General features: G+C 55.2%; 17 protein-coding genes and 1 tRNA gene. 14 read left to right on the forward strand and 4 right to left on the reverse strand.

What is annotated here, in order from left to right; genetic code table 11:
- The first annotated feature begins 855 nt into the window (after window positions 1–855).
- Entirely contained in the window at window positions 856–1,956 is a 1,101-nt protein-coding gene (locus tag Pla100_RS13250) for a baeRF3 domain-containing protein (RefSeq protein ID WP_146578196.1), read from the forward strand.
- A gap of 636 nt (window positions 1,957–2,592) precedes the next feature.
- Here Pla100_RS13250 and Pla100_RS13255 read toward each other — a convergent pair.
- Complete coding sequence (locus Pla100_RS13255) at window positions 2,593–3,474, reverse strand: DUF1206 domain-containing protein (RefSeq protein WP_231603025.1); 882 nt, start codon at window positions 3,472–3,474, stop codon at window positions 2,593–2,595.
- A 297-nt stretch (window positions 3,475–3,771) separates the two neighbouring features.
- On the opposite strand from Pla100_RS13255, the gene Pla100_RS13260 reads away from it, so the two are divergent.
- Together Pla100_RS13260 and Pla100_RS13270 are read left to right on the forward strand one after the other, a co-directional pair.
- Window positions 3,772–4,236, forward strand: coding sequence for a hypothetical protein (locus Pla100_RS13260; RefSeq protein WP_146578197.1), 465 nt, complete (start codon window positions 3,772–3,774; stop codon window positions 4,234–4,236).
- Between the two features lie 802 nt (window positions 4,237–5,038).
- A tRNA-Pro gene (locus tag Pla100_RS13270) sits at window positions 5,039–5,112 on the forward strand.
- A gap of 76 nt (window positions 5,113–5,188) precedes the next feature.
- On the opposite strand, the gene Pla100_RS13275 is transcribed toward Pla100_RS13270, so the two are convergent.
- Window positions 5,189–5,650, reverse strand: a complete 462-nt coding sequence (locus Pla100_RS13275; RefSeq protein WP_146578199.1) for a hypothetical protein — start codon at window positions 5,648–5,650, stop codon at window positions 5,189–5,191.
- A 635-nt stretch (window positions 5,651–6,285) separates the two neighbouring features.
- Between Pla100_RS13275 and Pla100_RS13280 the strand changes: the two genes are divergently transcribed.
- Window positions 6,286–7,206: an alpha/beta hydrolase gene (locus Pla100_RS13280; RefSeq protein WP_146578200.1), complete on the forward strand. Its 921-nt coding sequence runs from the start codon at window positions 6,286–6,288 to the stop codon at window positions 7,204–7,206.
- On the opposite strand, the gene Pla100_RS13285 is transcribed toward Pla100_RS13280, so the two are convergent.
- The gene (locus tag Pla100_RS13285; RefSeq protein WP_146578484.1) at window positions 7,193–8,344 is read right to left on the reverse strand and encodes a DUF4013 domain-containing protein; all 1,152 of its coding nucleotides are present in this window, start codon (window positions 8,342–8,344) and stop codon (window positions 7,193–7,195) included. The two genes, Pla100_RS13280 and Pla100_RS13285, sit on opposite strands and share 14 nt — an antisense overlap.
- 352 nt (window positions 8,345–8,696) lie before the next feature.
- Here Pla100_RS13285 and Pla100_RS13290 point away from each other — a divergent pair, with 352 nt between their 5' ends.
- Together Pla100_RS13290 and Pla100_RS13295 are read left to right on the forward strand one after the other, a co-directional pair.
- Window positions 8,697–10,868 (forward strand): alpha-amylase/4-alpha-glucanotransferase domain-containing protein, encoded by a 2,172-nt coding sequence (locus tag Pla100_RS13290; RefSeq protein ID WP_146578201.1) that lies wholly within the window; start codon window positions 8,697–8,699, stop codon window positions 10,866–10,868.
- 680 nt (window positions 10,869–11,548) lie between these two features.
- Window positions 11,549–12,424 (forward strand): serine/threonine-protein kinase, encoded by an 876-nt coding sequence (locus Pla100_RS13295; RefSeq protein WP_146578202.1) that lies wholly within the window; start codon window positions 11,549–11,551, stop codon window positions 12,422–12,424.
- A gap of 798 nt (window positions 12,425–13,222) precedes the next feature.
- On the opposite strand, the gene Pla100_RS13300 is transcribed toward Pla100_RS13295, so the two are convergent.
- Window positions 13,223–13,690, reverse strand: a complete 468-nt coding sequence (locus tag Pla100_RS13300; RefSeq protein WP_231603026.1) for a transposase — start codon at window positions 13,688–13,690, stop codon at window positions 13,223–13,225.
- Window positions 13,691–14,416: 726 nt separating this feature from the next.
- On the opposite strand from Pla100_RS13300, the gene Pla100_RS13305 reads away from it, so the two are divergent.
- The 8 genes from Pla100_RS13305 to Pla100_RS13340 all read left to right on the forward strand — a co-directional run bounded on the left by Pla100_RS13305 (window position 14,417) and on the right by Pla100_RS13340 (window position 22,079).
- Complete coding sequence (locus tag Pla100_RS13305) at window positions 14,417–15,289, forward strand: sugar nucleotide-binding protein (RefSeq protein WP_146578204.1); 873 nt, start codon at window positions 14,417–14,419, stop codon at window positions 15,287–15,289.
- A gap of 90 nt (window positions 15,290–15,379) precedes the next feature.
- A complete protein-coding gene (locus Pla100_RS13310) occupies window positions 15,380–15,724 on the forward strand; it encodes a four helix bundle protein (RefSeq protein WP_146578205.1) in 345 nt (114 codons plus the stop codon).
- Between the two features lie 214 nt (window positions 15,725–15,938).
- Window positions 15,939–16,871 (forward strand): glucose-1-phosphate thymidylyltransferase RfbA, encoded by a 933-nt coding sequence (gene rfbA, locus Pla100_RS13315; RefSeq protein ID WP_146578206.1) that lies wholly within the window; start codon window positions 15,939–15,941, stop codon window positions 16,869–16,871.
- Window positions 16,872–17,788: 917 nt separating this feature from the next.
- On the forward strand, window positions 17,789–18,046 hold the full coding sequence (locus Pla100_RS13320; RefSeq protein WP_146578207.1) for a hypothetical protein: 258 nt from the start codon (window positions 17,789–17,791) through the stop codon (window positions 18,044–18,046).
- Window positions 18,047–18,049: 3 nt separating this feature from the next.
- Window positions 18,050–18,640 carry a hypothetical protein gene (locus tag Pla100_RS13325; RefSeq protein ID WP_146578208.1) on the forward strand — a complete coding sequence of 197 codons (591 nt, stop codon included), beginning with the start codon at window positions 18,050–18,052 and terminating at the stop codon, window positions 18,638–18,640.
- Window positions 18,641–19,593: 953 nt separating this feature from the next.
- Window positions 19,594–20,190 (forward strand): nucleotidyltransferase family protein, encoded by a 597-nt coding sequence (locus tag Pla100_RS13330; RefSeq protein WP_146578209.1) that lies wholly within the window; start codon window positions 19,594–19,596, stop codon window positions 20,188–20,190.
- A 620-nt stretch (window positions 20,191–20,810) separates the two neighbouring features.
- Window positions 20,811–21,668 carry an ABC transporter permease gene (locus Pla100_RS13335; protein WP_146578210.1) on the forward strand — a complete coding sequence of 286 codons (858 nt, stop codon included), beginning with the start codon at window positions 20,811–20,813 and terminating at the stop codon, window positions 21,666–21,668.
- 105 nt (window positions 21,669–21,773) lie between these two features.
- Complete coding sequence (locus Pla100_RS13340; protein WP_261344792.1) at window positions 21,774–22,079, forward strand: four helix bundle protein; 306 nt, start codon at window positions 21,774–21,776, stop codon at window positions 22,077–22,079.
- Window positions 22,080–22,132 lie beyond the last annotated feature (53 nt).

Raw genomic sequence — 22,132 nt, forward strand, 5'->3', positions numbered from 1 at the left:
ATCATTGATATTGACTCATCCCTCGCTTAACGGCGTGCTGATTGAATCGTAACCCGCAGCGTAAGCGAGGGATTCATCGCCATTAAGTCCTTTGTATTTATCCCTCGCTCACGCTTCGGGTTTCGATGAGGACTAAATCAACAGCCCTGTAAGCGAGGGATCATTGATATTGACTCATCCCTCGCTTAACGGCGTGTTGATTGAATCGTAACCCGCAGCGTAAGCGAGGGATTCATCGCCATTAAGTCGTTTGTATTTATCCCTCGCTCACGCTTCGGGTTTCGATGAGGACTAAATCAACAGCCCGGTAAGCGAGGGATCATTGATGTTGACTCATCCCTCGCTCACCGGCGTGCTGATTGAATCGTAACCCGCTGCGTAAGCGAGGGATTCATCGCCATTAAGTCCTTTGTATTTATCCCTCGCTCACGCTTCGGGTTTCGATGAGGACTAAATCAACAGCCCGGTAAGCGAGGGATCATTGATGTTGACTCATCCCTCGCTTACGCAGCGAGTTACGAAAAACCAATGCCACAGGCAAAATCGCAACTTCAAAACTCACGCTTCGAGTTACCAAAACAACGAAACCAACCCGCCGCAAATGTTGGTCCACAATAATTTGGCGTTACAGCCATTTCGGTTTGCTCAAGTTGCCATCCCGAACCGATTCAAGCCATTAGCCGGTGGTTTGAGCGCAGCGAATACCCCCGGCCAATCGCTGTCATCCCTCACGGGATGTCATCAATCTGTAACGGAACAAATTCGATACGGCATTGCATTTGCGGCTTTGGAACGCACATCCATCATTCGTTACCAATGAAGTGATCATGTCATTCCCCCAAAAAGGAGCCGTTGATGTCTTCGACCGCCAATGAAACCGACTTTCAAACCCTTCACCAAGACGATCTCGCCAAACTGGTGCAAGTCGAGGGACAGCCTTGCGTTTCGATCCTCATGCCGACGCACATCAAAGGCTCCGAAACCAAACAAGATCCCATTCGACTCAAGAACCTAGTCAAGAAGGCTGCTTCATTACTCAACGAGAAAGGCCATGACGCATCGGTGCTCGACTCGCTTCAGAGGTTTATTCGCGACGAAGCGTTCTGGCAGCATCAAGGACACGGGTTAGCGATTTATCTCGCCAACGACGATGTCCGTTGTCTTCGACTCAATCGCAATATCGACGAGATGGTCCATGTCGGCGATCACTTCCTCGTCTCGCCGCTGATTCAAGAGACGAATTCACAAGGACGATACTTCACGCTTGCCTTGTCTTGGGATCGCGCGACTCTCTATCGATGCGAGGGTGACTCGATGACGATAGTGGAAACGCAGCGACTTCCGGCGGGATTTGACGACCTCGTACTACCGCGCGATCCTGAGGAATCTTTACAAAACACGAGCCATCGAACGCTGGGCAATACCGGCGGAGCCTCGATCGGCATGTTCCACGGCCAAGGCGAGGGCGAAGACAAAATCGAAGCAGATCGGGATCAGTACCTCAGCATCGTCGGCGATCAAGTGAGCGGCGCGATCTACAATACCGGTATGCCATTGGTCATTGTCGCAACCCAGGAGGTCACCGGCCATTTCAACGCGACCACTCAAACGAACGTCGATGCCCACGTCGACGGTAGTCCTTCGAGCATGAGTGAAACCGAGTTGCATCAGGCCGCACACAAAGCCATCGCATCCCAACTTCAAACCGACCACAATTCGTTGAATGAGCGTTTGGGAACCGCAATGGCCGGTAGCCAAGCATCCCAAAGAATCGAAGATATCGTCGCTGCGGCTCAAACCGGTAAAGTCGATACCTTGTTGATCTGCGATATCGCGTGTGAGCAAACCAATACGGCGGTCGTGGCAACGATTGCACAAGGCGGCAAGGTCTATCGTTGCGAGAGCGAACGTGTTCCCGGAACCAAGTCCAAGATAGCAGCCATCTATCGATACTAAAAAACTGTTCGGAAATAACTTCCTGATTTCGTAACCCGACGCGTAAGCTCTTTATACCCCACAAGTCCGCATGGATTGCTCCCCTGCCAGCTCGTCTGGCAGGAAGCCGAGGTTGGCAAGCTAGACACAATCCGCAATTTGCCCAGTCCACCGAGTTTCACTTGTGCTCGCCGCTTCAAGCGGCGAGCACAAGTGAAACTCGGTGGACTGGGAGGGCGTCGGTGTCTAGCTTGCAAACCTTATTCACCCACGAGACGAGCTCGTGGGGGTCGAAAAAGATGTGGGGTATAAAGAGCTGAGTTAGTGAGGAATCGTTGATATTGACTCATCCCTCGCTTACGCATCGGGTTACGAAAAACCAATGCCACGGGCAAAATCGCAACTTCAAAATTCGTGAGCGAGGGATACTTAAAAGAGAATGAGTAGTGTTCAATCCCTCGCTGACGCATCGGGTTACGATTGAATCAATACGCCGTCGCGCGTCGGGCATTTATGAATTGCCTTAAAATAACGAATGCGGCGATAACTCACGCAGGCGAGTCTCTTCGAGACTTGCAACACTCAACGTCTCGAAGAGATGCTGCTACGTGCGTTGATCGCAGTAGAAACTTGGGCCAAACATCCTCAGCGGCGAACTCATTTGCCGCTCACATTGAATTGACGGAACCAACCTAGTAGTGCCATGTGGAGGGCGTAGCACATCAATCCGAAACCCACGATGCCGATCATGACTTTTCCATAACTTTGGGCCGCGATGGCGGCCAAGGCGTCACTCATGCCTGCGATCTCGCCATCGGCCGTTCCTTGATAAGCCGAAGTTCCAATGAACCCGCCGATGATGGCGAACGCAATCGCGCGTGTGCTTAATCCGATCCTGCCGACACGCAGCGCTAACTTTCGAGTCGTTTCGCTCATCTCGGCGAGGTTGTAATTCGACATGAACTTCGCACGGTATGCTTTGTAAACAAAGTACACGGCGACGGCGACGGTGATCAGTCCGGCGACACCGAGCAACACTCGGCCCCATGTCGATTCCAGTAAAACGCGATTGAGACCGTTGCCCGAACCTCCTTCGCCGGAGGTGCCTAAACCTAACGCCAACGAACCTGCGAACACTCCGAGCGCGAGATAAGCGGCACCACTGACGAAGTAGCCCGTTCGCTTGACCATTCCCTTGATGTCGTGGCCAGCCCCTTCGGTGTCTTTGACTGCCTGAACCCATCGCCAAACGGTGTAGCCGAACAGACCGATCGTGGTCAAACCTAAAAGAATGCGTCCGTAGGACTGTTGCCCGATCTCTCGAATCGCATCTCGCGAACCAGAAATCTCCCCGCCCGCCCCGATCGCCAATTTGAACGCCAAAACCCCGATGATGAAGTACACCAAACCTTTGGCGAAATGACCCAAACGTCCCAGCGTTTCGATCCACGGATCGACCTCGGGCATGGAGCGGGTTTGAAACCCCTTCCACGCTTGGCTATTCGGATCGTGGCGGGTGCTCGGTTGAGAAATCGACATCAGAAGGCTCCAAAACGTAGGGCGGATAGTTGTCTGCGAAATCATGAGACAGTGATTCGTCGAGACAACGAGTCGTCGAGACAAACGCAAACGACATACCGGCCGCCGTCACGCCCGCAAATCCTCCTGAAACCGCAAATCGCGAGGCCAAAGCTTCGCATTTCACGCCACGCCAAACGAAAACGACAAATTGGTCGACAATCCTTTTTGGTCGTGGTTATACTCGTGCCGAACGCCCAACATCGACCACGTTTTTCGACCAGTTCTCATCCTCGACGAGCTCAGGAAGTTTTCAATATGTCCCTGGAAGACAACCCAGTTTCGCCCATGTTTCGGATCGACGTGTCCGCCAAGAACGACCCCACTCCGGTGGCTTCCTTGGAAGAAATGACCGTGACTCTGTTACGACAATTGGTCGTCACCCAGCAGAAACAAACCAAACTGCTGGGCGAACTCGTGCAGCAAAACGCGGCCATTCACAAACAGCGGGCGGGGGAACTGCAGCAGTGGAAAGACGCCAATCCCGCCTTATCGCGAGCATGTCGCCGGGCGGCTGAAAAGCTCAGCGAAGTTCAAACGGAGTTTCTTCAATCGATCACCGACGAGATCGACGATTCCGCCGAACATCTCGTCGAAGGCGAATACATGCTCAACGAGTTCATCGACCGCTTCGGCCCACGAATGGCCCACCTCAACGGCATCCTACAAGTGCTCGCTCAACTGGGCACCGGTGAGCCGGTCGCCGAACAGCAAGAGCAATGAATCCATCCCTTGCGGGTTGTTGATTGAACTAGCCGTACCGAGTTAGCGGGATTGATTTAGTCGTATACCGAATGACAACCATTGGCCGATGGGCGTTAGCCTGGCCTGCTAAAAAGTTGGAGTTGCGGCGACTTCGGGTTGCGCAAGTTTGGTACCACGCCGTTCGGCGAATCGAGCGGAAGTCATTGCGGTTTTCGGGCCAACGGCCCATCCGTTTGCCTAGCCCAGTCCGAAGGGCTGGGTGATCGATGGCACGTTACTGGGTAGGACCAACGGTCCGGCCGTTTGTTCACGTCACTAGCAAACGACCGGACCTTCGGCCCTACATGGATCGCTCGCACATTCAACCCAGCCCTGCGGGCTGGGCTAGGTAAACTGCCGGGCCTTTGGCCGTGAAAGACTGCCCCGACATTCGTTTGAGGTCGGAGCCAAGCTGGCATGCGGAACAAAAACAAATCTTGGAAAGTTCGTGTCAATACCAACCTTTTAGCGGCCCAGCGTTAGCCCCGGTTGGCGTCCGGTTAACCGCCGCGCGAGTTTTTAAGTTGCACTTTTGCCTGTGGCATTGGGTCTTAGTAACCCGCTGCGTCAGCGAGGGATGAGTCAATACCAATTATCCCTCGCTCACGCATCGGGTTTCGATCAGGACTAAACCAACAACCCCCTCGGGCCGGTCGCTACGACCGTCCGACGACGCAAGTTTCCAATCCGTAGAATTGTAAACGGTCTCATTAGAAATTTTTCACAAGTGAACCTTTCGCTCTGAGCGAGCGTCAGCTAAGCTCTCGCTGCAAAGAAAAATCGGGGCGTAGCTCAGCCTGGCAGAGCGTCTGGTTTGGGACCAGAAGGTCGCATGTTCGAATCATGTCGCCCCGACTTCTTTGATTTCTCTGGACGTGTGCCAAATGCGGCGTCCACTGCTTGGATCGGGCCGCTAACCGGTCGTCGGCACCTAGCCATTCGTCGGGCCATGAACATTCGTCTGTGCCGAATCCAGGTCGGGAATCACCCGCAGTTCCAAGCCCTCGTGCGGTTGATCGCGGAATTGTTTCAGCGTCCGCGCCAATTCGATGCGGTCGCGACGGGTCGGCTCGAACGCTCGTGAGATAATCTTTGTCGGTTTCTCCGCCCCCGGTCGGTACAAGGCAATTCGCAAACGTCCGCTCGTGGCGTGCTCCTTGCTGCTACCTAGATAGAACTGACGCCACTGGGCCGAATCCAGGTCGTAGGCGGTCAACAGATACCGCGAACGATGGGTCAGCGGGCGACGCAAAAATTCTTCGGGCGTCAGGGGCTGGGAAATCAAATCGCGGACTTCGCGGATTTGCACGCGTCGCTTGCGAAACGTCGTTTGGCTTTCGACTTGAGTCGATTCGGGATAGGTGAATTCGATTTGGGTGTCCGGTGCGTACATGAGATGGCTCCAATCGGGGTGCCGGAAAATCGCCGCAGCGGTTCCGCCGCAGCTTACGTTATTACCCCATTATCGCTGACCACGTGGACACGTTTGGTCCACGCGCTGTCAATTCGCACGATCTATGATCCTTGACGGCTTGCGGCCTGTTGGTTTAATCGTAACCCGAAGCGTCAGCGAGGGATTCAACGCCATTCATTCTCTTTTGAGTATCCCTCGCTCACCGGCGTGTTGATTGAATCGTAACCCGAAGCATCAGCGAGGGATCCAACGCCATTAAATCGTCTGTATGTATCCCTCGCTCACCGGCGTGTTGATTGAATCGTAACCCGAAGCGTCAGCGAGGGATCCAACGCCATTGAATCGTCTGTATGTATCCCTCGCTCACGCTTCGGGTTTCGATGAGGACTATATCAACAGCCCGGTAAGCGAGGGATGAGTCGATATCTATGATCCCTCGCTCACGCTTCGGGTTTCGATTCGGACTAAATCAACTGCCCGCTTGCCTCGCGTTTCAGCCTCGCTGACACACCGAGCGATGAGCTTGTGGTAGCTTTGAAGGCCGTGGACGAGGCGACTCCTCGTTCTCTTTTGAAACAACGCTCCTGTTTTCCCCACTTTCCGAATCAGAATCGATGAACTCAACTTTCGCACGTTTGGCACCCTGGATTTTTCTTGTTCCGGCGTGGATTTTCACCGTGACCGTCTCATCGGCGACGCAGGCGGCCGAACCCGATGTCTTGGCCCTTTGGTCCGATGCCGATCTGGGAATCTCGGCGGAAACTCCGTCGGCGACCGAACACGATCGCGGGCCTAATAACCGCTCTTTGTCCAACATCCAGCGACCGACGTTGACGGTCTACCATCCCGATCCGCAATCCAACCACGGCGCCGCTCTCGTCGTTTGTCCGGGCGGTGGATACGGCGGTTTGGCGGTCGACAAGGAAGGTCACGACGTCGCCAAGTGGTTCGCCAAATTGGGCGGGACGGCCGGCGTGCTCAGCTATCGCGTCGGTGGTGGCCCTCACCAACATCCGGTTCCCATGAACGACGCACGCCAGGCGGTCGCATTAATGCGCCAAAACGCGGACCAATGGAGCGTCTCGCCGGATCGCGTCGGCATCATCGGCTTTTCCGCTGGTGGACATTTGGCCTCGACCATCGCGACGGATCCCGCAACCGGCGTGAACTTCGCCGCGTTGATCTATCCGGTGATCTCGATGCGTGACGGCGTCACGCACGGCGGATCCAAGAAAAACCTGCTCGGAGCCGAGCCCGATACGAATCTCGTCGCCGAGATGTCACGCGACGAACAGGTCTCGCCCGAAACCTGTCCGACCTTTCTCGTTCATGCGGGCGATGACCGAGCCGTGCTTGTCGAAAACAGCCTGCGTTTTTATCGAGCGTGCATCGACCACAATGTCCCCGTCGAGATGCACTTGTTTCCTAGCGGTGGGCACGGTTTCGGCATGTATCGCGGCGAACGTCCGGTCGACCAATGGCCTGACCTGATGCACGCCTGGATGGGCGAGCAAGGCTTACTCAAACGCCAATGAACGGCAGCGGCACCAACAAGGCGTGCTGCCGAACCCACGTGTCGACGCCGTCCCAACTGGTGAATTGACTGCCGAAAAGTACGAACAGGTAAAAGGCGACGATCGTCGGTGCCATGGCGAATCGCACAAACCAACGTGATACTTTCGGAAAGAACCGCTTGGGAAGGCTGCCGTCGCCCTCCGTTTCGGACAATCGCCTCAATCGCCGGCCACGTCGCAGCGCCAGCCCGGTGGCGATCCGCGCCGGCAACATGAACGCGACGAACACGAGACAAGGCAACCACACGATTTCTTCCGGGGTCGCTTCGATCTTGAGCAGATACAACGGAATCGGCATCAACACGAGCGCCACCAACATCGCGGCGGCATAACTCCAAGGCGCGAAGTGAACGTCTCGCCGAACACGACGCCAGTCAAAGATCGCGCGAAACCGGTTCTCGGCCGCATAATGAGCCTGCAACATCGGCAGCGTCATCAAGATGTATCCGAGCACCAAGAAACAAATGCCGCCGAGCAAACCGGCGGCCGCTTGTTTGCCATCCCGGGTCACCGCCATGATGATCATCGCCGGGATCAACCACACCAACGTCCCGATCGCGCCGCGAACGCCCATCCAAAACAGCATCGGCAATCGCAAGGACGCAATGAATCGCCAAATCCGATCGGAAAGTTCGGCCCATAACGCCGGACGCCAAGCCTCACGCATGAATCGCTTCGGCTGAGGCCAAAGGAAATGCCGCAGCGAACCGCCCCGCGCCCAAGCCCACCACAAATGAACCGTCGCCAGCAACGAAAATGTGATCGCGAGCACTCGCATCCGCGACGCAAGCGATGAATCGGGCTGAATGATCGTCGCGACGGACTCCCAATGGGCCAGCATCTGTGTCGGCAACGAGGCGATCCCGATCGCCGTCAATACCAAACCCATCTGTCCCGCCGCATGCACACCGGGGACGCTTTGCCGCACCGTCGCGCCCGCCGCGATCCGACCGGCGACCAACAGCAAATATCCCAAAACCATCAACTGCAGCACGGGAATCGCCGTGACCACCGCCAACAAAACGATCAACCACCCGATCGACCAACTGTTCCACACGCCGCGACCGCACGCCCCGAGCGAACGTTTCCACCAAGACATCGGCCGCTGTTCGTCCGAGGTATTTGGCGGACCTGTCGCGTGCCCTTGAGATCCCGATCGGTCATCAATCGCTTCAGCGTGCGACGAGCCCGGATCGTCGTATGGGTGGTTCGATAGAGAGTCGAGGGTCACGTTCATGAATGATGGATTCGCGGTTCGTTGCGTTTTCTTGGCAGCCCACTTTGCCAAAAACTCAACTTTGTCGGTTAGATCGACGATAACCCCAAGGTTGGTCGAAAAATTGGAAACTTCATTTCGATCCGATCGTTAGCGCTATTCGGATCAGTTCGGATCAGCCTTACAATCCATTCGATAATTCCTCCAACCAACTTCCTCCGCATTGCCGATCGCCATGACTCCGAATGTTCATCTTTGCCTGGTCCTGCACAATCACCAACCGATCGGCAATTTCGAAAACGTTTTCGAGCAATCGTATCAAGATAGCTATTTGCCGTTCCTCGATGTGTTCGAACCCTACGACGCGTTGCAGATTTCGCTGCACACTTCCGGCCCGCTAATGATGTGGCTGGCCGAACGACATCCTGAATACCTCGATCGCGTGCGTTTGCTCGTCGAAGCGGGAAGGATCGAGATCGTCGGTGGACCGCAATACGAACCCATCTTAACTATGTTACCGGGGCGTGACCGGATCGGCCAAATTCGATCCTACAGTCAGTGGCTCAAACGCACCTTGGGCGTCACCCCGGCGGGCATGTGGACTCCCGAACGAGTTTGGGAATCGAATCTGACCAGCGACGTGGTCGACGCGGGAATCCGCTACACGGTCCTGGATGATTATCATTTCCAGGCCGCCGGGATGAAGGCCGACGACCTGACGAGCTACTACCTCGTCGAAGACCAAGGCCGCTTGCTGCGGATTTTCCCCGGCAGCGAACGACTGCGATACACGATCCCGTTTTGCCCCGTCGATGAAACGATCGGCTACCTTCGTGAGATCGCCGAACGAACGCCCGGTGCGGTGATGACCTTTGGTGACGACGGTGAAAAGTTCGGAACTTGGCCGGATACCAAACAACACGTCTACGATGACGGTTGGTTGCATTCGTTCTTTGGCGCGTTGACGCACAACCAAGATTGGCTGCACACGGTCTCGATGGCCGAAGCGATCCGCCGCGTCCCCGCCGCCGGCAAGGCTTACTTGCCCGATTGCAGTTACCGTGAAATGACGCAGTGGGCATTGCCGGTCGAGGCTCAAGAAACGCTCGAAGACATGACCCACGCACTCGAACACAGTTCCGAGTGGCCGCGACTCAAAGAATTCATTCGCGGTGGTTTTTGGCGAAACTTCAAGACGAAGTACGACGAAACGAACGAGATGTACGCCCGGATGATGCACGTCAGTGTCCGCTTGGCGGCGGCCGAAGTCGCCGGATCGGATGCCGGATCACTGGCCGAGATTCGCGATCATCTGTATCGCGGACAGTGCAACTGCCCGTACTGGCACGGCGCGTTCGGTGGCATCTACTTGCCCCACCTCCGTAACGCGATTTTCGAACATTTGATCCAAGCCGACACGCTGCTGCAAAAACTCGAGGGGACGTTGGAGACCGTGACGGCATCCGCCGAAGATTTTGACTTCGACGGCCAACAAGAAATCAAGATGTCCAACGAGCACATGATCGCTTGGTTGGACCCGGCCCGCGGCGGTCGGCTTTATGAATGGGACCTTCGCGCGATCAATCACAACTTGCTCGCAACGTTGCAACGTCGCCCCGAAGCCTATCACCGTAAGGTCCTTGCCGGACCCGGCATGGGCGATGGCGACGTCGCCAGCATCCACGACCGCATCGTCTTCAAACAAGAAGGCTTGGACCAGCGGATCCAGTACGATCGCTTCCCACGCAAAAGTCTCGTCGATCATTTCTTTGACAACGAAGCGACCCTCGCATCGGTGATGTCGGGGGAATCGACCGAGCGTGGTGACTTCGTCGATCTGCCCTTTGAAGCAAAGCTGCGTCGCGGTGGCGAACGCGTGCAAACTCAAATGCGTCGTGATGGCAACGCATGGGGCATTCCGATCACGATCACCAAAGCGGTCACGATCAATGCGGCAAGCGACCAGTTGGCCGTCACGTACCTGCTCGAAAACCTTCCGCCAGGACGTCCGCTGCATTTTGCCATCGAATGGAACTTTGCGGGCTTGCCCTCGGGTGCCGACGATCGCTATTTCAGTGACGTCGACGGAAACCGGTTGGGTCAACTCGGCGAGTCATTGGATCTACAAGAAGTGCGTGGTTTGTCGTTGTCGGATCGCTGGCTGAAGCTCGACCTCGACTTGCGATGCAACCGCGAGAGCGGAATCTGGGCGTTCCCGATCGAAACGGTCAGCCAAAGTGAAGCCGGTTTTGAATTAGTTCATCAAAGCGTTTGTGTGATGCCGCACTGGATCATCACCGCCGGTGCCGATGGCAAATGGTCCGTTCAAATCGACGTCACCACCCGCGTCGAATCCACACCGTCGGCCGTCACACATCCCGAAATCGCAGGCGTCATTTCGGGTTAACGAACTATTAGAAAAGAACTTCGGCATTTTCATCGAGCAAGACAATCGTAACCCGCAGCGTAAGCAAGGGATATCATCGTAACCCGCAGCGCAAGCGAGGGATCCACCATCGTAACCCGCAGCGCAAGCGAGGGATCCTCCATCGTAACCCGCAGCGTAAGCGAGGGATCCTCCATCGTAACCCGCAGCGTAAGCGAGGGATCCTCCATCGTAACCCGCAGCGTAAGCAAGGGATACTTCACCTTGATACGACTACTAGTATTCCAGCTCACCTTGTTTTTCGGGTAGACCGTAGTGGATCTTGTTAAAGATCCCATGCTGAAAGGATCTTTAACAAGATCCACTACCCGAAAATTGAACTGCAGAGGACTACTAGGAATCCCTCACTGACGCGTCGGGTTACGATGCAAACTAAGAGCCTATCCGAAAAGGGGTCTGACCCTCTCCGGCGAAACCAGAAAAGCAACGAAAATTGACTCGCCTCCAAAGGGTCAGACCCCTTTTCGGATAGGCTCTCAATCAACAAGCCGTGACGCGTCGGGTTAAGAAATCAGGAATTCATTTCCGAACAGTTCCGAAGTCGGACAAGGGTCCGTCCGGCCGTCGCATCGTACTCCATCTCAATAGCTGTTAATGACAACACCCTTTCACACTGTCCTCTTCGATTTAGGAAACTGAGCGTGACCGCAAAATTGCGATTAGTGATGGCGGACTCCGAACCCGCGCGACGTTTGCGAGCCGGATCTCGATTGGACAAATACCGCATCGTCCGACGACTCGGCGAAGGCGGTTTTGCTGTCGTTTACCAAGCCCAAGACACGATCGAGGATCGCGTCGTGGCGCTCAAGATTCCCGATCTGAGCAATGGGCAACAGACGCAATCTTTCGAAGACGTCCAGCGCGAAGTGCGGATCATGGCGGCGCTCTCGCATCCCAACGTGCTGCCGCTCAAAGACGCACGCTACATCGACGACCAGTTCGTCATGGCGTTCCCATTAGGTGTGGAAAGTTTGCACGACCGGATCAGTCGCCGGATGGCACGGTCGACGGCCGTCGATTTCATCCGCCAAATGACCGCCGCCGTGGCTCACGCGCACGAGAACCGCATCTTGCACCGCGATCTCAAGCCCGAGAACTTCATTTTGTTCCCCGGCAATCGCGTTTGCTTGACGGACTTCGGATTGGCCCGCAACCAACGACGTGGCCAACTCGCCTCGGCATCGGGAACGGTCGGTTACATCGCCCCCGAGCAAGCGATGGGAAAGCCGACCTATCGCAGTGATGTGTTTTCACTTGGTTTGATCGTCTATCGAATGCTGTCGGGTGTATTGCCCGAGTATCCGTTCGAAACTCCCCTGCCCGCCTACGCGAAACTTCGCAAAGGCTTGCACCCGGATTTCGTCCAGTGGATATGCAAGTCGATCGACCCCAAACCACAACGGCGGTTCCGCGACGGCATCGCCATGCACAACGCGCTACAACGCATCCGAGTCACCATCACCGACAAAACGCTCAGCGGCCGGGCAACCCATTCGACCCAACGCCACGCCGCCTGATCCGACCCATCCCCGCCAAGCCGCCTGTCGATGAATCGAAACCCGCCGCGTAAACAAGGGATCCCCATCGTAACCCGAAGCGTGAGCGAGGGATTCCACCATCGTAACCCGCAGCGTGAGCGAGGGATCCACCCTCACACTCCGCCGCGTAAGCAAGCGATCCCCATCGTAACCCGCCGCGTAAGCGAGGGATTCACCATCACGCTCCGCCGCGTAAACAAGGGATCCCCATCGTGACCCGCAGCGTAAGCGAGGGATCCACCCTCACACTCCGCCGCGTAAGCAAGGGATCCCCATCGTAACCCGCAGCGTGAGCGAGGGATTCACCATCACACTCCGCCGCGTAAACAAGCGATCCCCATCGTAACCCGCAGCGTAAGCGAGGGATCCACCCTCACACTCCGCCGCGTAAGCAAGGGATCCCCATCGTAACCCGCAGCGTGAGCGAGGGATTCACCATCACACTCCGCCGCGTAAACAAGCGATCCCCATCGTAACCCGCAGCGTAAGCGAGGGATCCACCCTCACAACCCGCCGCGTAAACAAGGGATCCCCATCGTAACCCGCAGCGTAAGCGAGGGATCCACCCTCACAACCCGCCGCGTAAGCAAGCGATCCCCATCGTAACCCGCAGCGTAAGCGAGGGATTCAGCGCCATTACGTCCTCTGTATGTATCCCTCGCTCACGCTTCGGGTTTCGATGAGGACTAAATCAACAGCCCGGTAAGCAAGGGATCCACGCCCACGGCACATCCACCACCCAATCCCCAGTCACCAATCCCTCGCTGACGCGTCGGGTTACGATTTGTCTTGGGCGTCTTTGGTATAGTAAATCACTTGTGTCAGTGAATCCTGATCCCAGACCCACCGAATACTTCCTCTTTCGGCCCACCAGTTTTCTCGCTTCGGTTGTTTCGATGCTTGCTTGAGCTTGCGAGTCGCATACGCTTTCAAGTCGACACGCACCTTCTTTGCTTTGGTTGCCGGTGCACTTACCACAACATGAACATGATTTGTACGGCAATTCGCAGCGTGTAATGTCCAATTTCTGTATCGACACGTTTCGGCAAGCTGCGCTTCGACGAGTTTTCGCTCCACCGGTAACAGAAGGCAAGATTCCTCTTCTTGTCGAGCCTTGCATTCAAGCTCCAACGGAGGCTGTGGGATTTTCCATCCATGTTCGTATTGGATCCAGCCACGCCCGTCTCCTGGCAACCAAGTTCCATACGTCGCCCACGTCAGGAAAAACGCTATTGGATCACGCAACGGGACATCGCCAATCGCGGACTTTATCGAAAAATCATCCATAACCATCACCCGCGTCTACCACAACCCGCCGCGTAAGCAAAGTATCCCCATCGTAACCCGCCGCGTAAGCAAGGGATCCCCATCGTAACCCGAAGCGTAAGCGAGGGATCTCCATAGCAACCCGCCGCGTAAGCAATGCATCACCATCACACTCCGCCACATAAGCAAAGGATCCCCATCACAACCCGCTACGTAAGCAAAGTATCCCCATCGTAACCCGCCGCACAAGCAAGGGTTCCCCATCGTAACCCGAAGCGTGAGCGAGGGATCCACCCTCACAACCCGCTGCGTCAGCGAGGGATCCCCATCACAACCCGCCGCGTAAGAAAGGGATCCCCCTCACAACCCGCCGCGTAAGCGAGCGATTCCCATCGTAACCCGCTGCGTAAGCAAGGGATCACCATCGTAACCCGCAGCGTGAGCGAGGGATCTCCATAGCAACCCGCCGCGTAAGCGAGGGATCCACACCCACGGCACATCCACGGCCCAATCCCTAGTCGCCGATCCCTCGCTGACGCTTCGGGTTACGATTAAATCGCATACTCAGAACTCACGCGTCGGGTTAAGATCTGACTAATTCAACACGCCGCAAGGTTCCGTGGTGACAGAATCGCCGCGAACGGGATATGATTCGAACATTGGCAGTGTTCCAATCAACTCTCATTTCAACCCCGTTTGCGTTCCTTGATTTTACTACTCGGCCACACCGGATACATCGGTGGCGAATTCAAGCGTCAGCTCGAATCATCCGGTATCGAGCACCGCAGTATTTCGCGATCCGAGCTGGACTACACCCGGCGGGATGTTCTGATCTCGCTGATACGCGAGTCCCATGCCACGTTCCTAATCAACGCCGCCGGCTACACCGGCAAACCCAACGTCGACGCGTGTGAGCAGCACAAGTCCGAATGCTTGGACGGCAACGCCGTGCTTCCGGGAACGATCCGCGAAGCCTGTGAGATGGCCGGCGGCATCCCTTGGGGACATGTCTCCTCCGGATGCATCTACACCGGTCGACGCCACGACGGCCAAGGCTTCACGGAAACGGACGAACCGAACTTCTGTTTTCGAACCAACAACTGCAGTTGGTATTCCGGCTGCAAAGCGCTCGGCGAAGAAGTTCTCGCGGATGCGGACGATGTCTTCATCTGGCGACTTCGGATCCCGTTCAACGAACAAGCTTCATCACGCAATTACCTGTCCAAACTCATCCGCTACGAGAGGCTTCTGCAAGCAGAAAACTCGATCTCTCACCTTGCCGAATTCGTCTCCGCCTGTTTGGAATGCTGGCATCGCCGAGTCCCCTTCGGCATCTACAACGTGACCAACACCGGCAGCGTCACGACCCGGCAGGTTACCGAGATGATCCAGCGTCACCTCCTACCGGATAAGACTTACGACTTCTTCGAATCCGAAGCCGAATTCATGCAACTCGCCGCCAAGACCCCAAGATCCAACTGCGTGATGGACAACACCAAACTACTCTCAACCGGCATCAAAATATCCAACATCCAAGAAGCCCTCAGCCAATCGCTTCGCGATTGGAGCGACGAGTAGCTTTTTTAAGTGGCGAGTAGCGAGCGACGAGATGCGAGAATAAAATCAGTCTCGCTTCTCGCCTCTCGCTACTCGCAACTTTAAAAAAAAATGTCTTATGAAGATCTGGACGTTTGGAAGCGGTCGGTGCGGTTGTCGGTGACGCTGTACCAGGAGACCGGCCAACTGAAGGACTTCGGTTTCCGAGACCAGCTCACTCGGAGCGGGTTGTCAGTTCCGTCGAACATCGCCGAAGGCTACGAGCGAGGCAGTGACGCCGAAATCGCCAGGTTCTTAACCATCGCCAAAGGCTCCGCCGGCGAACTCCGAACCCAGCTCCTGATCGGAATCCAAGCAGGTTTCTTGGCCCCAGAAAAAGCAACCCAGTGGGCCGACGAAACCAACCAACTAGGCCGAATGCTAGGCGCCCTCATCCAAAGGCACAAGAAAAAGTAGCGAGCGACGAGTCGCGAGAAGCGAGAAAAACCTCAGCCCCAACAATCGCTTCGCGATTGGAGCAACGAGAAGCGAGCAACGAGAAGCGAGTCCGGTTTAAGTTTTCTATCTCGCCACTCGCCACTCGCCTCTCGCAACTCAAAAAAGCCTCTCGCCACTCGCTACTCTAAAAACACTCGCATCTCGCCTCTCGCAACTCGCCACTCAAAAAAACATGCCCCTCGCCACTAGCCCCTCGCCGCTCGCCACTCCTTCGGCTCCGCCGAAGGGCATCATCCTTGCCGGAGGGTCCGGGACGCGTTTGCATCCGATCACTCGGGCGATCAGCAAGCAGTTGTTGCCGATTTACGACAAGCCGATGGTGTACTATCCGCTGAGCACGTTGATGCTCGCCGGGATCCGAGACATCCTGTTGATATCGACGCCTCACGACCTGCCGCACTTCGAGCGGCTGCTCGGCGACGGCCGACATTGGGGGATCGAGATCTCTTACGCCGAACAGCCCAAACCCGAAGGGCTCGCCCAAGCGTTCGTGATCGGTGCCGATTTTGTCGGGAGCAGTCCGGTGGCTCTCGTTCTCGGTGACAACATCTTTTACGGGCAAGGTTTTCGAAAAACCCTTCAAAACGCGGCGGCCAAGACCTCCGGAGCAACCGTCTTTGGATACCGAGTCAACGACCCGCAGGCCTACGGCGTGGTCGAATTCGACGCGGACGGCCGAGCGATCAGCATCGAAGAAAAGCCGCTCAAGCCCAAATCCAACTTCGCCGTCCCCGGACTGTATTTCTACGACAACGACGTCCTGGACATCGCCGCGAATTTGAAGCCTTCGGCGCGAGGGGAACTGGAGATCACCGCCGTCAACGAGCACTATCTCCGCCGCGGCGACCTCCACGTCGAACTGTTCTCGCGAGGTTTTGCCTGGCTCGACACCGGCACCAAAGACAGCCTCCTGGATGCGTGCAACTTCGTCGCCGCCGTCGAAAAACGCCAAGGCCTCAAGATCGCCTGCCTCGAAGAAATCGCCTACCTCCAAGGCTTCATCACCCAACCCCAACTCCAATCCCTAGCCGAATCCTACAACAACGACTACGGAGATTACCTCCGCCGCCTAGGTGAGGAAGCAGCGAGAAGCGAGCGTTTTTAAGTAGCGAGTAGCGAGCGGCGAGAAGCGAGAAAAACCCAACAATCGCTTTGCGATTGGAGCGACGAGTACCGAGCGTCGAGACGCGAGTGTTTTTAAGCAGCGAGAAGCGAGCGGCGAGAAACGCGTTGAAAACCATTCGCAGGACTCGCTACTCGTCGCTCGCTACTCGCCACTCCGATCGCGAAGCGATCGGTCGATCTTTCTCGCCGCTCGCTTCTCGCCTCTCGCTACTCGCTACTCGCTACTCGTTTCTCGCCTTTCGCCAAATTCTTGGGGGGCCTGGGTCGACAAATGAACCGCATCAATCAAAATATTTGGTCGGCCCCACTCCAAGTTCGGAAAGGGCCCCAAGCGTGGGGTGTCCCAGCGGCGAAACCAAAAAACGCCTGTCACCCAAGCAGACGAAGTCTGCGCGGAGCGAGATAAAAGCAGCGAGCGACGAGAAGCGAGTAGCGAGAAAGATCGACCAATCGCTTCGCGATCGGAGCGACGAGAGGCGAGCGGCCCGTTGTTTTAGTCCTCATCGAAACCCGAAGCGTGAGCGAGGGATACATACAAAGGATTTATGGCATTCGATCCCTCGCTCACCGGTCTGTTGATTGAATCGTTTAACGGCAATACCGTTCAATGAAGGTAGTGGAAGTTGTTTAACTTCCCCTTGCGCTGGGATCTTTTACAAGATCCACTACATTAAATCGGTTCATCGAACGGCTTGCCGTTAAACGAAAACGCCTAAACGTGCACTCAATCAACACGCCGTCACGCGTCGGATTACGATTCAATCAACAGCCCACTCACCACTCACCACTCGCCACTCGCCACTCGCCACTCGCCTCTCGCCTCTCGCCTCTCGCCTCTCGCTACTAAAAAAAAGTCAGCCGCCTTTTCAGATAGGCTCTTCGAAAAAGTTCAACTCAATGTCCAACGAGCAACTTCCCAGTTTTGCCTCCCAGTGGGTCCAGCAATGGAAACAAGCGGCACCCCGATTGCAAGCCATTCGTGACGAGGAACTTCGTCGGCTCGACGGCAAACGAGCCGCAAGGAGCCAAGTCAGCCGAGCCGAGTCCATCATTTTCGAACGCTATCCCGAGAGAAACGGGATGGTGATCATGCAGCGTTGGTTCATGCGTCGACAGCTTCTAAGTCGAACGAAGCCTCAGCAATCCCCGCACTGAAACATGGACCTGGATTTATCTGACCTGATCGACGCAGCGTCGCGACTCCAGCACGAGTGGACTCAACTCGGACTTCAGTTTTGTTTCATCGGCGGATTGGCCGTGCACCGCTGGGGCCAACCACGCCAAACCGACGATGTTCACGCCACCGTCTGGACCGAGTTCGGAAACGAGCGGCCAGTAATTGATACCCTGATGCGGCATCTAACGGGCCGAATCGCCGAAGTCGAACAGTTTGCGATTCAGAACCGTGTACTGTTATGTCAGGAGTCCAGGGGTGTCGATGTCGACGTCTCGCTAGCCGCATTTCCATTCGAGTTGGATCTGATCCAGAGATCGACGCTCGAGAATTTCCGCGAAATCGGCCTTCAGGTTTGTGGACCAAGTGACCTCATTATCTTAAAAGCCTTTGCAAACCGACCACACGACTGGACGGACATACGCGGCGTAATCGTAAGAAGCGGCCCGCAACTCGATTGGACCTTAATTGATCAGGAACTCCGAGTCCTGGCCGAACTGAAAGAAGAGCCAGAAATTTTAAGCAAGCTACAAGAACTCCGAGACTCGCCGATCGCTACGCGATCGGAGCGGTGAGTTGCGAGCGGCGAGAAGCGAGAGCCAATCGTGTTGCGATTGGAGCGACGAGTAGCGAGCGGCGAGTCGCGAGTCCGGTTCAAGGTTTACATCTCGCCACTCGCTTCTCGCTACTCGCAACTTAAAAAAGCCACTCGCTTCTCGCTACTCGCAACTTAAAAAAGCCACTCGCCTCTCGCTACTCGCAACTTAAAAAAGCTACTCGCAACTAAGCGCAGCGATAAAATCCTCACCCATTCCCACAATCCGAACGAATCACCCAAGATCGGGGTAGCGTTTCCTGGGCGGTAGGGCAGACTATTACGATTGACTCGGCAAAGGAACCGCAAGCCGGTTCAAAATAATGGGGTGTGATGTGTCACCCAAGTAGACGAAGTCCGCGCCGACCGCGTCGCGATCGGCGAGCAATTAGCCGTTAGCGATTAGCTTTTAGCCAACAGCCAACTTAAACATAAACATAAACGTAAACATAAACGTAAACGTAAACGTAAACGTAAACTTAATCGTAAACTCCGCTCCCTCCCAAGAGCGAAGATCAACAGAAGCGGCGAGCTGCGAGAAACGAGCAGCGAGTCTGCAAAAGTGGCGAGTAGCGAGCGACGAGCAGCGAGTCCGGAAGATGATTTCTATCTCGCCACTCGCCACTCGCCACTCGCTTCTCGCCACTCGCCTCTCGCAACTCGCCACTTAGAAACGCAACTCGCCACTTAGAAACGCAACTCGCCACTCGCAGCTAAAAAAAGCCACTCGTTGAACTCGCGACCAATCAATAGTGCTTTGGTCCAATTCGATTCTAGGGTGCCTACCATCGTGGCACGGTGGTCCCCACCGTTAAATACGGCGGAGACCGCCGTGCCACGATATGCCAACCCCAATTTTCAATCGGAACAAAGCACTAAGTACCAAGCACCCGCGAAGCGGCCACTAGCAACTCCCGCGAAGCGAGCCACGCCATGTCAATTGAATTCAAATTAACCGGTGACGCGCTTTGGGAAAGGATGAACCGAGCGGTGGACAAGATTCAAGAGCGACTTGAAAAGACAGCGAAAACCTTGGAAGCGGCTGGAATTCCGTATGCCATTATCGGCGGCAACGCCGTTCGCGCGTGGGTTGCTCAAGCCGATGAAGCGGCCGTGCGGACGACTCGAGACGTTGACATTTTACTTCGTCGCGAAGATTTCCCGGCGGCCACCCGAGCGATGGAAGCGGTGGGTTTCGTGTATCGGCACGTTAAAAGCATCGATATGTTCCTGGACGGCCCCGACGCCAAAGCCCGCGATGCCGTTTATGTGTTGTTCGCCGGCGAGAAAGTCCGGCAGGACGACCTGGTCAGTTCCCCTGAACTCAACGAAACAATCATCCTGCAATCCCACAACACACTTTCGCTCGAAGCATTGGTGCGAATGAAGCTCAATTCATTTCGAAGAAAAGATCAAATGCACCTAATTGACATGCTTGACGTCGAACTGATCGACGAAACTTGGCCCAGTCGCTTTCCCTCCGAACTCGCCGATCGACTGCAACAACTGATCGATGACCCAGACGGCTGACACGCGGCAAGCCCTTCGATCGCTTTGCGATCGGAGTAGCGAGAGACGAGAAACGAGCGGCGAGTCGGCAAAAGCGGCGAGCAGCGAGAAACGAGTTCAGCTTATAACTTCTTTCTCGCTTCTCGCCTCTCGCAACTCGCCACTTAAAAAAGCCTCTCGCCACTCGCAGCTCGCCAATTAAAAAAAGCCACTCGCTACTTAAAAGAGCCTCTCGCAGCTTTAAAAACCCCCTCGCCCTAACTCCCCAGCGCTCGCCGAATCACTGAATTCGATGAGAACACCCCACCTCGGCTTAGCGTCTTCTGCCTGAAAAGGCAAACCTCTATCGCTGACCCGGAAAAAGCGACCACTGGCAGGTCAGAAAATGGCGTGTTATGTGCCACCCAAGCAGGCGAAGTTCCCGCCGATCGCGTCGCGATCGGAGTAGCTAGAGACGCCCGGGTTTAAAGAGTCTATGGACGACTCAACACAGTCCAGTTCGTACTACTCGTGAGATATGGATTTGTTACTTCGTGCAGATGAAGTTGAAAAGCTAGTAGCGGACGATGCGAGATTGGTTGAATTTAGTAATCAAGCAGTCTGCGAATTTCGAATCAACTTGTCAGTAACATACCAAATTTATGCAATCTGGTAAAAACTTGCCTGCCACAGTCATTACGATTGAACCACCGTCTGGTTGGTTTAGTCTCAACCTCAGAGACATTTGGCGGTATCGGGACCTTCTGTTGCTGTTGGTCTATCGCGACTTTGTTTCGCTTTATAAGCAGACCATACTGGGGCCGATCTGGTTTCTGATACAGCCGATCATGACGACCTTGGTTTTCACCTTGGTATTCAAAAACATTGCGGGCATTTCTACTGACGGCTTGCCGGGTATTCTGTTTTATTTGGCGGGAATAACTTGCTGGTCTTATTTCTCTGAGTCGTTAACGAAGACGTCGGAGACATTCACTGCCAATGCAAATGTGTTCGGTAAAGTCTACTTTCCGCGAATCATTGTCCCCCTGTCAATCGTTGCGTCAGGACTGCTAAAGTTCGCGGTCCAGTTCATTCTGTTCATTGCCGTGTTGTTTTACTACAAGCTCGTCGGCGAGAAGATTCAGATGAACACCACGGTGTTCTTGTTTCCATTGTTAGTTCTACTCATGGCAATGATCGGTTTGGGCGCAGGGATGATCATCAGCTCGATGACCACGAAGTATCGCGATCTGCGATTTCTACTGCAGTTCGCGATTCAGTTGGCAATGTATGGCACACCAGTGATTTACCCGGCATCAACGTTGCCCGAAAAGTACCAGTGGATCATCAACGCAAACCCACTGACGCCGATCCTGGAAACGTTCCGTCATGCCTTCTTGGGCGTGGGCCAATACAGCCCCCTTCACTTGGCTTACTCCACCGGCTTCGCCACCACGATCCTGCTGGTCGGCACGGTGATCTTCAATCGCGTCGAAAAGACGTTCATGGATACGGTTTAACGACGGAGTTGGCAGAGAACAGTTTTCAGTTGGCAGAAACAATATGATCTGGATCAATTGATGGCTGGATTTGAAGAACTGACGGTGTGGCAGCGGGCGGTGTAATTGAGTTCGCAGGCGTATTTGCAACTTGCTTCCTGTCGAGACTTCGGCTTCAAGGATCAGATCACTCGCTCAGGACTATCGATTCCCTCGAATATTGCGGAAGGCATGGAACGATCCACAACAGCCGACCAATGCAAGTTCCTCGACCATGCACGAGCGTCCTGCGGTGAATTGCGAACACAAACGATCGTTGGCCAGAAAACCAATTTCATTCCCCAAGACATCGCAAAGAAATGGATCGAAGAATCCAAACAACTCTCCGCGATGATCCAAGGCCTCATCCGCTCCATTCGCGATCGACAATAAACTGCAAACGCTTCGCCTGAAAAAATGCCCTACTGTCTCCTGCCAACTGCCAA

This window comes from Neorhodopirellula pilleata, from assembly GCF_007859915.1.
Lineage (GTDB): Bacteria > Planctomycetota > Planctomycetia > Pirellulales > Pirellulaceae > Rhodopirellula > Rhodopirellula pilleata.